Source organism: Rhizobium grahamii (assembly GCF_009498215.1).
GTDB classification, from domain to species: Bacteria; Pseudomonadota; Alphaproteobacteria; order Rhizobiales; family Rhizobiaceae; genus Rhizobium; species Rhizobium grahamii_A.
Genome location: NZ_CP043498.1, coordinates 2029493 through 2042328, shown reverse-complemented (window position 1 = coordinate 2042328; position 12836 = coordinate 2029493). Strand labels below are relative to the sequence as shown.

The following is a 12836-nucleotide window of genomic DNA, read 5'->3' as shown; positions in this document are numbered from 1 at the left end:
GCATTGCCTATCGTGCCCGATTGATGAAAACGGAGAGTGTCGGATGCCAGGACCGTCGCAGTCGCAGCGTTCCGCTTTAGGGTCTCTGGTGTTGATTGCAGCCGTGGTCGCCTGTGGCGCCGGTGCATTCGCTTACACCGCTGGTTGGCTTTCCCCCGACCGCCTGACGTCGACAAAGCTTGTCAGTGCCTTGGCGCCTCCCGGCGGTCCGGCCCTGGGGCATAGGCGCAACCATGCAAAGGGCATCTGTTTTACCGGCGTGTTCGAAGCGAACGGAAATGGCGCGGCGATCTCGCGGGCGACCGCCTTCGCAACCGGACAGTATCCGGTTATCGGGCGCTTCAATCTTGCAACGCCTAATCCTGAGGCGGCCGACCCCACGGTGCGCGTGCGTGGCCTCGGCGTGCAGATCTCCACCCCTGACGGAGGTGTGTGGAGGATGGCGATGATCGATCCTCCCGTATTTGCCGTTTCCACCCCGCAACGCTTCTATGATCTGCTGCAGGCGTCGGGGAGCAAGGATCCGGGGGCGATGAAGAGTTTCGTGGCGGCCCATCCGGAATTCGTCGCATTCGGCAAGTGGGCGATGACTGCGCCCTGGACGGCGAGCTACGCCGAAGTGGCGTTCAACAGCCTCAATGCATTCATTTTCACCGATGCTTCGGGCGCGGAGCATGCCGTGCGTTGGTCGTGGCGACCGGAGGCAGTGGCGACACCAATCACGCCTGAAGATTTCGCCAAGCTCGGCCCCGACCATCTCGAGGACGATATTACAGAGCGCGTGTCTAAGTCGCCGCAGCGCTGGACGCTGGTGTTGACGGTGGCCGACCCCTCCGATCCGACATCGGATCCGACCAAGGCCTGGCCGGCGGAGCGGCGCACGATCGAAGCCGGCACCCTGGTGGTGCAGAAGATCGAGCCGGAAGCCGATGGACCTTGCCGGGACATCAATTTCGATCCGACCATTCTGCCCGATGGTATCAAGGTTTCCGATGATCCATTCCCGGCGGCGCGCTCGGCGGCCTACGCCAAATCCTACGATCTCAGGACTTCCGAAGCGAGCCACTATCCTCGAACTGCAGCGAGCGCGAAGCCATGAAAGGTACACATACCCAATTCACCCTCGTTCAGCGCCTGCTTCACTGGCTGATGGCAATCGGTATTCTGGCGATGCTGTTCATCGGCGTTGGCATGGTGTCAACCATCGGGCGAGGATATGTGCCACTGCTGTCGACACACAAGACGCTCGGCGTCGCGATACTCGTTCTTGCCCTCGTTCGTCTAATCGTTCGCTTCATCTCCGGATCGCCGAAGTTACCCGCCGATCTTCCGGAGCCGATGAAACTTGCCGCGTATCTATCCCACGTTGCCCTATACGCCTTGATGATCGGCATGCCCTTGATCGGCTGGGCGATGATGTCGGCGGCTGCCTATCCGATCGTGCTCTATGGCGATATTCACCTCCCGCCGATCCTGCCGCAGAGCGACAGTCTGCACACGCTCCTTTGGAACGCGCATTTTTATTTGGCCTTTGCCTTCTTCGCCCTCGTATTGCTGCATATCGCGGCCGCGCTGTTTCACGGTCTGGTCCGTCGCGACGGCGTTCTTCAGACGATGCTGCCGATCGGTGGCAACGATCGATCGCAATGAGCCGACCATCATTGCGATAACGCGAACTCTGTCTATATGGGCCGGCTGAAAGGAAACGGTCATGGCCCAGAACATCTACGACAAGCCCGAGTTCTTCGAAGGATACAGCCAGCTTTCGCGCTCGCTGTACGGTCTTGATGGCGCCGCTGAATGGGAATCGATCCGTGCAGTGTTGCCCGAACTGGCTGGCAAGCGGATCGTCGACCTCGGTTGCGGCTTCGGCTGGTTTGCCCGCTATGCGACTGCTCAGAATGCAAAGAGCGTCCTCGGTCTCGACATTTCGGAGCGAATGATTGATCGCGCGCGGCGCGAAACCGCCACTGCGAGCGTCCGTTACGAGATTGCGGACCTTGAAACGCTGGAGCTGCCGTCGGCATCGTTCGACCTCGCCTACAGCTCGCTGGCATTCCACTACATAGAGGATTTTGGCAGGCTCGCTACTACTATCTACAATGCGCTTGTCGCTGGTGGCGATTTTGTCTTCACGATTGAACACCCGATCTACATGGCGCCGGCCAAACCCGCCTGGACAGTGGACGGGGAGGGACGCCGGATCTGGCCGCTGGATGGCTATTCGCGCGAGGGCGCGCGCACGACGGACTGGCTCGCCAAGGGTGTCGTCAAATACCACCGGACACTTGGGACGACGCTCAACACTCTGATTGCGAAGGGTTTTTCGATCCGGCATGTCGAGGAGTGGCGACCGAGTGACGAGCAGCTTGGCACACATCCTGAATGGTCCGAGGAGATGGATCGACCGATGTTCCTGTTGATCGCTGCTCAGCGCTGACGACGGCAAGACAGGCGCTTGCCTATGTGCTAGTGCAGGGCATCGGGAACCATCACAAGAAGGGCATCCAATGACCTCGCACTTCCTCTCCCACCTCCGAACCGAACTTTCCGCATTGAAGGATGCCGGACTCTACAAGTCGGAGCGCGTCATCACCTCGAAACAATCAGGCGAGATCGCGGTTGCTTCGGGCGAGCGGGTCTTGAATTTTTGCGCCAACAATTATCTCGGGCTCGCCGACAACGAAGAACTTGCAGAGGCCGGAAAGAAGGCGCTCGACCGCTACGGCTACGGCATGGCCTCGGTGCGCTTCATCTGTGGCACACAGGAAGAGCACAAGCAGCTTGAGGCTCGGATTTCCTCCTTCCTCGGCATGGAAGATACGATCCTCTATTCCTCGTGCTTCGACGCCAATGGCGGTCTCTTCGAGACGCTGCTCGGCGAGGAGGATGCGATCATTTCGGACGCGCTGAACCATGCCTCGATCATCGACGGCGTGCGCCTCTCCAAGGCCAAGCGCTTCCGTTACGCCAACAACGACATGAAGGCGCTGGAGGAAGAACTGAAGAAGGCGGAAGGCAGCCGTTTCAAGCTGATTGCCACCGATGGCGTCTTCTCCATGGATGGCATCATCGCCAATCTGCAGGGTGTTTGCGATCTGGCCGAGAAATACGGCGCGATGGTTATGGTCGACGACAGCCATGCCGTCGGTTTCGTCGGCAAGCATGGACGTGGCTCGGCTGAGTACTGCGGAGTGGAGGGCCGGGTCGACATCATCACCGGCACGCTCGGCAAGGCGCTCGGCGGTGCTTCCGGCGGTTATACCTCGGCCAGGGCGGAAGTTGTCGACTGGTTGCGGCAGCGCTCGCGTCCGTATCTCTTCTCGAACACGCTGGCGCCGGTCATTGCGGCTGCATCGCTTAAGGTCTTCGATCTGATCGACAACGGCGATGCCTTGCGCGAGCGTTTGGCGGGTAATGCGGCGCTGTTCCGCTCCGAAATGACCAAGCTCGGCTTCACGCTGGCGGGCGAGGGACATCCGATCATTCCGGTCATGCTCGGCGATGCGAAACTGGCGCAGGACATGGCGGCGCTGATGCTCAAAAAGGGTATCTACGTGATCGGCTTCTCCTTCCCTGTCGTGCCGAAGGGACAGGCGCGCATCCGAACACAGATGTCGGCGGCGCATTCACGCGCGGATGTCGAGCGGACGATCGCGGCCTTCGCGGAGGCTGGCCGCGAACTCGGAGTCATTTAAAGGGTTTGGGAGAGTAAGATCATGTCGAACATGATGAGGGCACTGGTCAAGGCAAAGCCGGAGGTCGGGCTTTGGATGGAGCATGTCCCGGTTCCCGAAGTCGGGCCGAACGACGTGCTGATTAAGGTGAAAAAGTCAGCAATCTGCGGCACGGATGTTCATATCTGGAACTGGGACCAGTGGCGCAGAAGACCATCCCGGTGCCGATGGTCGTCGGGCATGAGTTCTGCGGTGAGATCGCTCAGATCGGCTCGGCGGTCACGAAATACCACGTCGGCGAGCGTGTCTCGGGTGAGGGCCACATCGTCTGCGGCAAGTGCCGCAACTGTCGTGCGGGCAGGGGCCACCTCTGCCGCAACACGCTCGGCGTCGGCGTCAACCGCCCCGGCTCTTTCGGAGAGTTCGTCTGCATTCCCGAGGCAAATGTGGTGCCGATCCGGATGACATTCCGGATGAGATCGCGGCGATCTTCGACCCGTTCGGCAATGCGGTGCACACGGCGCTGTCCTTCGATCTCGTCGGCGAGGACGTGCTGGTTACTGGCGCTGGACCGATCGGCATCATGGGGGCGTTGGTCGCTAAGCGTTCGGGCGCCCGCAAGGTGGTCATCACGGATATCAATCCGCACCGGCTGGATCTCGCCCGCAAGCTCGGCATCGATCACGTTGTCGATGCCTCGAAAGAAAATCTCGCCGACGTGATGAAGTCGATCGGGATGACCGAGGGCTTCGACGTCGGGCTGGAAATGTCAGGCGCAGCACCTGCCTTCCGCGACATGATCGACAAGATGAACAATGGCGGCAAGATTGCCATTCTCGGCATCGCGCCGGCCGGATTCGAGATCGACTGGAACAAAGTGATCTTCAAGATGCTTAATCTGAAGGGCATCTACGGCCGGGAGATGTTCGAGACCTGGTACAAGATGATTGCGTTCGTGCAGGGAGGCCTGGATCTTTCGCAGGTCATCACGCATCGGATCGGAATAGACGACTTCCGGGAGGGTTCGAGGCAATGCGTTCGGGTAATTCCGGCAAGGTGGTCATGGACTGGAATTGAGGAGGAACGATGCTTTACGAGGGAAGCTGCCATTGCGGCAACATCGAGTTTGAGGTGGAAGGTGAGTTCACGTCCGCGCTTGACTGCAATTGCTCGCTCTGCCGGCGACGCGGCGGTCTATTAGCCTTCGTGCCCCGCGACAAGTTCACGCTGAAGACGCCGCGCGAGAACCTGTCGACCTACACGTTCAATACGCACAGCATCCAGCACCGCTTCTGCGGAACGTGCGGGGTTGCGCCTTTCGCCGAGGCGCAGATGCCTGATGGGGCCGAAATGGCTTGCATCAATGTCCGTTGTATTCCAGCGGTCGACTTGGCAAGTCTGGAGATCCAGCCTTGGGACGGCCAGTCGCGCTAAGCTTCGAACCGCATCGAAAAACTGGCAGCGGGTGTTTGAAAAGCTTGGCGGCAACTTTGCCGTTCCGGAACAACACCTGCTGCTCTTGTCTTCTTCTGGTGACATCCTATCTATGGATGGCAATCGCTTAAGCGGTTCCGAGCCTGTGGATAAGGCTTTTTCCGGGTTTTCCGAGGCTTTTTTTCCAGAAAAGCTTGACGAGAACAAAAATTGTGGGAATCACCGTTCAACTTGGAAAGCGGTGAACTGGGTCAAGGGCGGATCGCACAACCATGGCCGGACATTTGATGACAATAAAGCTCTGTCGTCCGGCGCCGGCAATCGTGGTTAATCGGGTATTAAATCTCATCCCATTAGTTGGGAGCATGTGATTCGAAACGATCGTGTGCGGCGGATCGGCTGCGTACGGTCGTTCACTGCGGCGAGTTTGAATAGCGTCAGGAAGGCGACGATATAAATGGCAACCAAGGTCAAAGAGAACGAAGAAGCGGAAGTCGAACGCGACGGCGGCACCGACGGCCCTCTTCTCGATCTTTCCGATGACGCGGTCAAGAAGATGATCAAGGCCGCGAAGAAGCGCGGCTATGTGACGATGGACGAGCTGAACGCCGTCCTGCCGTCCGAAGAAGTGACGTCCGAGCAGATCGAAGATACGATGGCAATGCTGTCCGACATGGGCATCAACGTCATCGAGGACGAGGAAGCCGAAGAGGCCGGCGCCAGCGGCGGCGATGACGACGATTCTGGCTCCGACGACGAGAACGAAGGCGGCGAACTGGCACCTTCCAGCGGCACCGCACTTGCGACCGCGAAGAAGAAGGAACCGACCGACCGTACCGACGACCCGGTTCGCATGTATCTGCGCGAAATGGGTTCGGTCGAGCTTCTGTCGCGCGAAGGCGAAATCGCCATCGCGAAGCGCATCGAGGCTGGCCGTGAGACCATGATCGGTGGTCTCTGCGAGAGCCCGCTGACCTTCCAGGCGATCATCATCTGGCGCGACGAACTCAACGAAGGCACGACGCTGCTGCGCGAGATCATCGATCTCGAAACGACCTATTCCGGTCCGGAAGCCAAGGCTGCACCGCAGTTCCAGAGCCCCGAGAAGATCGAGGCCGACCGCAAGGCTGCCGAGGAAAAGGAAAAGACGCGCCGCACCCGTTCCGGCGACGACGACATCACCAATGTCGGCGGCGAGGGCCTGCCTCCGGAAGAAGAGGAAGAGGACGAGGACGAATCCAACCTGTCGCTTGCCGCCATGGAAGCGGAATTGCGTCCGCAGGTCATGGAAACGCTCGACATCATCGCCGAGACCTACAAGAAGCTGCGCAAGCTGCAGGATCAGCAGGTCGAGCAGCGCCTGGCCGCTACCGGCACGCTGTCATCAGCCCAGGAGCGCCGCTACAAGGAACTCAAGGATGAGCTCATCAAGGCCGTCAAGTCTCTGTCGCTGAACCAGAACCGCGTCGACGCCCTCGTCGAGCAGCTCTACGACATTTCCAAGCGACTGATGCAGAACGAAGGCCGCCTGCTGCGCCTGGCCGAATCCTACGGCGTCAAGCGTGACAGCTTCCTCGAGCAGTATCAGGGTGCCGAGCTCGATCCGAACTGGATGAAGTCGATCGGTAATCTGGCCGCGCGCGGCTGGAAGGAATTCGCCAAGAGCGAAAACACCACGATCCGCGACATCCGCCAGGAGATCCAGAACCTCGCAACGGAAACCGGCATCTCGATCGCCGAATTCCGCCGCATCGTGTCGATGGTGCAGAAGGGCGAGCGCGAAGCGCGTATCGCCAAGAAGGAAATGGTCGAAGCGAACCTTCGCCTCGTCATCTCCATCGCCAAGAAGTACACGAACCGCGGCCTGCAGTTCCTCGACCTCATTCAGGAAGGCAACATCGGCCTGATGAAGGCGGTCGACAAGTTCGAGTACCGCCGTGGCTACAAGTTCTCGACCTATGCGACGTGGTGGATCCGTCAGGCGATCACCCGCTCGATCGCCGACCAGGCTCGCACGATCCGTATTCCGGTGCACATGATCGAAACGATCAATAAGATCGTTCGTACCTCGCGCCAGATGCTGCACGAGATCGGCCGCGAGCCGACGCCGGAAGAACTGGCCGAAAAGCTCGCCATGCCGCTCGAAAAGGTCCGCAAGGTCCTGAAGATCGCCAAGGAGCCGATCTCGCTCGAAACGCCTGTTGGTGACGAAGAAGATTCGCACCTCGGCGATTTCATCGAGGACAAGAACGCGCTTCTGCCGATCGACGCCGCCATCCAGGCGAACCTGCGCGAAACGACGACGCGTGTTCTGGCATCGCTCACGCCGCGCGAGGAGCGCGTGCTGCGCATGCGCTTCGGCATCGGCATGAACACTGACCACACGCTTGAGGAAGTCGGCCAGCAGTTCTCGGTTACCCGCGAACGTATCCGTCAGATCGAAGCGAAGGCGCTGCGCAAGCTGAAGCATCCGAGCCGCTCCAGGAAGCTCCGGAGCTTCCTGGACAGCTAAGAAGGACGCAAGCTGCGGTCGTTCCTCGACAGCTGAGATTCTTATGCTGAGAAAACCTTTCGAAAGCCGGGCCCTGTGCCCGGCTTTTGCTTTTGGCGCCTGCCTCCGGTTTGCCGTTTCTTGTTGTCGCGACGGCACAGGAGTAAAGTGCGCAGCACGGGGGAAGGGACCGACCACAGCGCATGAGCGACGGTCGCCATAGCCTGTTGCGTAGGCCAAGACCCTCCGTCGGGAGGTGTGCAATGACCACTTATATCGTGCTTATCAATTGGACGGATCAGGGCATTCGCAACGTTCGCGACTCGGCAAAGCGCCTCGACGCTGCCAAGAAGCTTCTGGGCGACATGGGCGGTTCGTTCCAGCAATTCTTTCTCACGCTTGGCGACCATGACATGGTTGCCGTCTGTGATGCGCCCGATGATGCCGTGATGGCGCGTTTTGGTCTTTCTCTCGGTATGGGCGGAAATGTGCGCACGCGTACGCTCAAGGCGTTTCCCGAGGCAGCCTATCGCGAAATCATAGGGTCGCTCGGATAAGGCGCAATCAAAGGCCTCGCGGGCGCCACGGAATGGCGCCCGCGAGGCAGAAGGGCGGATGGTCAGCCGGCAATTCGCTGGTCGTATTCACCACGCAGCTTGAGCCAGCCATCCCAGAAGGGCTCGGTCGTGCCCCCAGCAAGGCGGGCGGCGAGGATATCGAGGTGCATGTGCCACCCGGCGCCGACCATGACGAGGTTCTTGCGGTCGGAGATACGCTTGTGGACGACGGTCAGCAGGACATCGCGCCCGGCTTCCTTCAGTTCGAACGACACCTCGCCGTGCTCTCCCCAGGTAAAGACAAGCTTGTGCGGGGCGTCGAGTTCGGTGATCCGGCTCTGCATCCGATGTTCTTCCGGGAAATCGGCAGGACGTGCGCCGGGAGGCGTCGTCAGCTCGTCGTTTTTCCACGTCAGTTCGAAGGGAGATCCGGCCTTCATTTCCATCTTGCCCGACGCCAGCCACTGCCGGCGCAGGTCGCTTTCCGTCAGGTATCGCCAGACCCGGTCGATAGGCCCCGGCAAGAGCCGCTGGATTTTGAGCGTGGCAGGTTCCGTGAGCACACCATAGGCATCAAGAGTCGCAAGTTCGTTCATTGGTCGTCTCCTTTTGGTGGTTGTGGGGCATGCTTGTCGTCTTCGCGAAGAAGCTGTTCCAGCAGATCCAGGCGTCCATTCCAGAAGCGCTCGTAGAAACTCAGCCATTCCTGGGCGCTCGCCAAGGGTCCGGGATCGAGGCGGCAAATATGCGTGCGGCCGCGAACTTCGCGGCGGATGAGGCCGGCATTTTCCAGCGCCTTGATATGCTTGGACGCCGCGGCGAGCGAAATCTCGAAAGGCTCCGCGAGCTGCGTCACAGTTCGTTCGCCGTCCGCCAGCTCGCGCAACATCCGTCTTCGAGTCGCGTCGCCGAGGGCGTGAAAAACGGTGTCGAGTTCCAAGGTTTTTAATTCAACCATGTGGTTGAATGTATGCCAAAGCGCTGGAATGGTCAACCATGTGGTTGAATGTTTGTTGTCGATCCTGCTTGAAACCGCCACCTGCACCTATGTCGAGGTTGTCTGCATGCGCTTTTTTCGTTTTGTGGCTTGATGGCGCCTTCTTAAACGGCCACATCGGGACTGGATCGACGGAGCGTAGCGGGCAGGCATGCCGAGAATACCGAAAAGGCACTGGGGAGTATTCGGCTGGGGCATCGTTGCCTCCGTGCTGCTGCACCTTGTTGTCGTCGGAGCCTTCTTCCTGAAGCTGCCCGATATGCCTCAGCCGGTGGAAGAGGAGGCCGTCAGCGTCGACCTTGTGCCGCCGCCTGAAGAGAAGAAGCCCGAGGAACCGAAGCCTGAGGAGAAGCCTCCCGAGCTGAAGATGCCTGATGAAAAGCAGGAGGAGAAGAAGGCGGAGGAAAATAAGGCCGAAGAGAAAAAGCTCGAAGAAAAGCCCGCCGAGCCTCCACCGCCACCGCCACCGCCGCCACCACCGGAAAAGAAGCCTGAGGAGAAACCTCCCGAGGAGAAGCCGGCCGCCGAGCCTCCGAAGGCGGAAGAGCCGAAACCCGAAGGGAAAGAAGCCGGTGGGGCGCAACCGCTGCAGCCATTAAGGCCGGTATTCCAGTTCGGCGACAAGGATACGGGACCGGAGAAAACGGAAACCGGCAACGCCTCGGCGTCGAGCGGGAAGCCCAACCCGACGCCGTCCGACAAGCCGCCTGAGCTGAAGCCTGAGGCTGCCGCCAAGGCGGACGCGCCGCCGAGCGACAAGCCTCCGGCAAAGCCTGTGCCCGACGATATCGCCTTGCCGGAGGTTGCGACCGCGGAAACGCATATTGCGAACAATGCTCCTGCTGCTGCCGACAACCCGGATGTGAAGACGACGATGGGACCGCAGAACGAGGCCGACGCAGGCGCGACCGAGGCCGACAAGGCCGGAACGGATGAGCTGACGGAGGCAAAGACGCTCTTCTCGCAGAAGACCACCAACGATCCCGTCGCCAAGACGGCGATCGACGGCCTGCCGCGGGGCATGCGGGTGGCACAGCTCTGCAGCACGGAACTACGCGAGCAGCTTATCCACGCGCCGCAGCGCTATCGCCCGGAATTGCTACCGTCCTACCGGCTCTCGCAGGGAACGGTGCTGGAGGTGAAGCGCGGCGCCTTCCGCGCGAGTGCGCGCTGGTACGACATGAGCTTCCGCTGCGAGGTGGACGCCGATGCAACGAAAGTCGTGTCGTTCGCCTTCGATGTCGGTGATGTCGTTCCGAAGAGCCAATGGAAAAGCCGTGGCTTTCCGAGCTACTGATTTGCGTCAGGGCTGGACGAAACCGAGGATTCCTCTAGGTTGTTTGCTTACCGAAGGGTGAACTGAAATCGGCCGCCGCTCCAGTTCGGCACAAGTAAGGTTTCCTAAGTTCGTCTCATCGCCCGATGTCGGTGGCGAACGAAAGGACAATGAATGTCGGATCTGATTGACCGCTTTTTCGAGCTGCAGGACGAAGACACCAAGGTGACGTTCGTCGAAAATCGTGGTGATGAACTGACCGATATTCTTGTCGCCGCGCTGGAAGACACGTTTTCCGCGCTGTCAGGTGACGTTGACGTCAAGACCTGGCACTGATCTTCTCAGTTCCGATTGCTGTTGAACTAAGCGAAGGCGTTTGTCGCTGACGCGAGATTTTCCGGTGTGATCCTTGGCTGTTTTCGATTGTGGGATTGCCCGGCGCTCCTGCAATTTCCGCAACAGGCTCTATATGGCGGGTATCACCCGACAGGAGCCGCCGATGTCAGCACAGCCGATGAAATTACCTGGTCCCGATCACCCGATCACGATCGATCCGAGTTCAAGCCGCGTCGTCGTAACGGCGGGCGGGCGCGTGATCGCGGATAGCCGACGCGCGCTCACGCTGAAAGAGGCGTCCTATCCTGTGGTTCAATACATCCCCGCGAGGATGTGAATCTTTCGCTCGTCGAGAGGACAGATCATCACAGCTATTGCCCCTACAAGGGCGAGGCGTCTTATTTCAGCATCCTGCCTGGCGGAGAGCGTTCGAAGAACGCGATATGGACCTACGAAGATCCCTATGGGGCAGTGGAGGAAATCGCCGGCTACTTCGCCTTCTATCCGGACCGCGTCGATTCGATCGAAGTGCTTCCTGCCTAGCTTGGCGTTTGGCCGGGGAGCTGCGTAATGAAGGCGGCCGTCTTAGCAAGGATGGTCCGGCAGGGAAACCGGACCAATCCCCGTAACTGATCGGAGGTCAATCGGATCAGAAAACGCAATACGGATGGCGCCCCGACAATGCCGGGGCCCCGAGATTTCGGAAATTAGAACGCGCGCTGCAGGCGGAAGAAGCCCGTCGTTACGTCGTCGTCGTGCTTCGGGTCGAGGTAGCTTACGGTTGCCTTGGCGTAGAGGTTGTCTACGATCTGGTAATCGAGCGTTACGCCAACTTTCCAAGCGTCGCCAGAAGCGAAGTCGGTGTTGGTGGCATTATGGCCGTAGTCGCCGAAGTACTGAACGGTCGGGGTGAAGGTGAACTTGTCGGTTGCCTTCAGAGCGTATTCAGCAGCAACCGTCCACTCCGACTCGTCGTAGTAGCTGTTGATGCCGGAAGCATAAACAGCAGCCAGGCCGAGGGTGCCCGGTCCGATGTCGGCATAACCGATCGCGCGGATTGCGCCTTCTTCGGTGTCGGTGTCGTAGCCACCGATGACCTGGTAGGAGAACGCGCCAGTCTTGCCGCCGATTGCAGCAGCAATACCGATAGCGTTGCCGCTGTTGGTGCCGTTGGTTGCGCCAGCGCCGTCTTCCAGTTCGTCAACCGATACGCCAGCGTAGAAGTCGCCGGATTCGTACTGGTAGCGGAACGAGTTGTGCAGGGTCTGGTAGCTGGATAGAACGTCCGGCTCGCCGCTCAGGTCATCATCCCACCAGCTGTAGAACAGACCAGCGCGGAGACCGGCGATGTCGATGTAAGCGGAGTCGAGCGTGCTGGTCGTCGAAGCGTTGTCGCCGTTGTTGCGGAGAACGATAACGCCGGTCAGCGGGCCGTATTCAGTGTCGCTCTTGGCGGTGAACTGAACCTGAGCGCGCGTACGAGCGTTCCAGTCAGACGTACCCTTCTGGTTGGGGCCGCCGTATACTTCGAAACGCAGGTAACCGCCGATCTTCAGGCAGGTTTCGGTGCCGGGGATGTAGAAGTAACCCGTGCCGTACGCGTCGCAGACGCGGACGTATTCAACCGGTTCCGGCTCAGCTGCAACGATGGCGTCAGCAGCGAAAACCGGCGAGGACGCAGCAGCGAGAGCCGCCGCCGAGGTCAACAAAACCATCCGTATGTTCATTTGAAATCCATTTCCTTTTCGAAGGGACTACCGCCAGACCATGAAGTCGGTTGGCGGCCGTTCCGGTAATTGCCTTTCGGCGCGCGGATCAGCGAACCGCTGTCCCTTCTCTTTCATCGTTCAGTAAATCTATCAATTCTCCCATCATCAAAATGGGCGCCCTAAACTTTCGTTTTACTCATTTTGTGGTTTTTTCGCAACAATATCAAATACTTAGGCACACTGCTTCGTTGCGCCGCTGGTGCGTCGCACAAAAGTTCTATTGCTGTTGCGAAGGCTCGTGAGAGCGATAGGAACACGACGCAAATCACGCCGTGCGCATTACGACCGCGACATAATAT

At 59.5% G+C, this 12836-nt stretch carries 13 protein-coding genes and 2 pseudogenes; 12 read left to right on the top strand and 3 right to left on the bottom strand.

The features are described from left to right. Positions 1-43 precede the first annotated feature (43 nt). The 9 genes and pseudogenes from FZ934_RS09960 to FZ934_RS09920 all read left to right on the top strand — a co-directional run bounded on the left by FZ934_RS09960 (position 44) and on the right by FZ934_RS09920 (position 8159). Positions 44-1099 carry a catalase family peroxidase gene (locus tag FZ934_RS09960; RefSeq protein WP_153270941.1) on the top strand — a complete coding sequence of 352 codons (1056 nt, stop codon included), beginning with the start codon at positions 44-46 and terminating at the stop codon, positions 1097-1099. Further along, positions 1096-1650 carry a cytochrome b gene (locus FZ934_RS09955; protein ID WP_153270940.1) on the top strand — a complete coding sequence of 185 codons (555 nt, stop codon included), beginning with the start codon at positions 1096-1098 and terminating at the stop codon, positions 1648-1650. Before FZ934_RS09960 ends, FZ934_RS09955 begins: the two co-directional genes overlap by 4 nt. Before the next feature lie 61 nt (positions 1651-1711). Then, positions 1712-2440: a class I SAM-dependent methyltransferase gene (locus FZ934_RS09950; protein WP_153270939.1), complete on the top strand. Its 729-nt coding sequence runs from the start codon at positions 1712-1714 to the stop codon at positions 2438-2440. Positions 2441-2510: 70 nt separating this feature from the next. Then, positions 2511-3698, top strand: coding sequence for a glycine C-acetyltransferase (locus tag FZ934_RS09945; RefSeq protein WP_153270938.1), 1188 nt, complete (start codon positions 2511-2513; stop codon positions 3696-3698). 21 nt (positions 3699-3719) lie between these two features. Further along, a pseudogene (gene tdh, locus FZ934_RS09940) lies at positions 3720-4754 on the top strand (L-threonine 3-dehydrogenase). 9 nt (positions 4755-4763) lie between these two features. Beyond that, a complete protein-coding gene (locus tag FZ934_RS09935) occupies positions 4764-5111 on the top strand; it encodes a GFA family protein (protein ID WP_056823718.1) in 348 nt (115 codons plus the stop codon). 31 nt (positions 5112-5142) lie between these two features. Then, entirely contained in the window at positions 5143-5442 is a 300-nt protein-coding gene (locus FZ934_RS09930) for a hypothetical protein (protein ID WP_153270937.1), read from the top strand. A gap of 126 nt (positions 5443-5568) precedes the next feature. Next, a complete protein-coding gene (gene rpoD / locus FZ934_RS09925; protein WP_153270936.1) occupies positions 5569-7623 on the top strand; it encodes an RNA polymerase sigma factor RpoD in 2055 nt (684 codons plus the stop codon). A 242-nt stretch (positions 7624-7865) separates the two neighbouring features. After that, positions 7866-8159 (top strand): GYD domain-containing protein, encoded by a 294-nt coding sequence (locus FZ934_RS09920; protein ID WP_113361875.1) that lies wholly within the window; start codon positions 7866-7868, stop codon positions 8157-8159. Positions 8160-8221: 62 nt separating this feature from the next. On the opposite strand, the gene FZ934_RS09915 is transcribed toward FZ934_RS09920, so the two are convergent. After that, complete coding sequence (locus tag FZ934_RS09915) at positions 8222-8755, bottom strand: SRPBCC family protein (protein ID WP_153270935.1); 534 nt, start codon at positions 8753-8755, stop codon at positions 8222-8224. Then, positions 8752-9117 carry an ArsR/SmtB family transcription factor gene (locus FZ934_RS09910; RefSeq protein WP_153272413.1) on the bottom strand — a complete coding sequence of 122 codons (366 nt, stop codon included), beginning with the start codon at positions 9115-9117 and terminating at the stop codon, positions 8752-8754. Before FZ934_RS09910 ends, FZ934_RS09915 begins: the two co-directional genes overlap by 4 nt. 190 nt (positions 9118-9307) lie before the next feature. On the opposite strand from FZ934_RS09910, the gene FZ934_RS09905 reads away from it, so the two are divergent. The 3 genes and pseudogenes from FZ934_RS09905 (at position 9308) to FZ934_RS09900 (ending at position 11311) form a co-directional block, all read left to right on the top strand. Beyond that, positions 9308-10453 carry a DUF930 domain-containing protein gene (locus FZ934_RS09905; protein WP_153270934.1) on the top strand — a complete coding sequence of 382 codons (1146 nt, stop codon included), beginning with the start codon at positions 9308-9310 and terminating at the stop codon, positions 10451-10453. A gap of 153 nt (positions 10454-10606) precedes the next feature. Continuing rightward, positions 10607-10768, top strand: coding sequence for a hypothetical protein (locus FZ934_RS27785; protein ID WP_194273696.1), 162 nt, complete (start codon positions 10607-10609; stop codon positions 10766-10768). A gap of 163 nt (positions 10769-10931) precedes the next feature. Continuing rightward, positions 10932-11311: pseudogene (locus FZ934_RS09900) on the top strand (DUF427 domain-containing protein). Positions 11312-11475: 164 nt separating this feature from the next. Here the strand turns inward: FZ934_RS09900 and FZ934_RS09895 are convergent. Then, the gene (locus FZ934_RS09895) at positions 11476-12495 is read right to left on the bottom strand and encodes a porin (RefSeq protein ID WP_153270933.1); all 1020 of its coding nucleotides are present in this window, start codon (positions 12493-12495) and stop codon (positions 11476-11478) included. Positions 12496-12836: the final 341 nt, after the last annotated feature.

Excerpts from the sequence above, each read along its gene's own strand:
- FZ934_RS09955 (WP_153270940.1), top strand. The coding sequence starts at position 1,096 with ATGAAAGGTACACATACCCAATTCACCCTCGTTCAGCGCCTGCTTCAC.
- FZ934_RS09920 (WP_113361875.1), top strand. The coding sequence starts at position 7,866 with ATGACCACTTATATCGTGCTTATCAATTGGACGGATCAGGGCATTCGC.
- FZ934_RS27785 (WP_194273696.1), top strand. The coding sequence starts at position 10,607 with ATGTCGGATCTGATTGACCGCTTTTTCGAGCTGCAGGACGAAGACACC.
- FZ934_RS09905 (WP_153270934.1), top strand. The coding sequence starts at position 9,308 with ATGCCGAGAATACCGAAAAGGCACTGGGGAGTATTCGGCTGGGGCATC.
- FZ934_RS09945 (WP_153270938.1), top strand. The coding sequence starts at position 2,511 with ATGACCTCGCACTTCCTCTCCCACCTCCGAACCGAACTTTCCGCATTG.
- FZ934_RS09910 (WP_153272413.1), bottom strand. The coding sequence starts at position 9,117 with ATGGTTGAATTAAAAACCTTGGAACTCGACACCGTTTTTCACGCCCTC.
- FZ934_RS09915 (WP_153270935.1), bottom strand. The coding sequence starts at position 8,755 with ATGAACGAACTTGCGACTCTTGATGCCTATGGTGTGCTCACGGAACCT.
- rpoD (WP_153270936.1), top strand. The coding sequence starts at position 5,569 with ATGGCAACCAAGGTCAAAGAGAACGAAGAAGCGGAAGTCGAACGCGAC.
- FZ934_RS09950 (WP_153270939.1), top strand. The coding sequence starts at position 1,712 with ATGGCCCAGAACATCTACGACAAGCCCGAGTTCTTCGAAGGATACAGC.
- FZ934_RS09895 (WP_153270933.1), bottom strand. The coding sequence starts at position 12,495 with ATGAACATACGGATGGTTTTGTTGACCTCGGCGGCGGCTCTCGCTGCT.
- FZ934_RS09935 (WP_056823718.1), top strand. The coding sequence starts at position 4,764 with ATGCTTTACGAGGGAAGCTGCCATTGCGGCAACATCGAGTTTGAGGTG.
- FZ934_RS09960 (WP_153270941.1), top strand. The coding sequence starts at position 44 with ATGCCAGGACCGTCGCAGTCGCAGCGTTCCGCTTTAGGGTCTCTGGTG.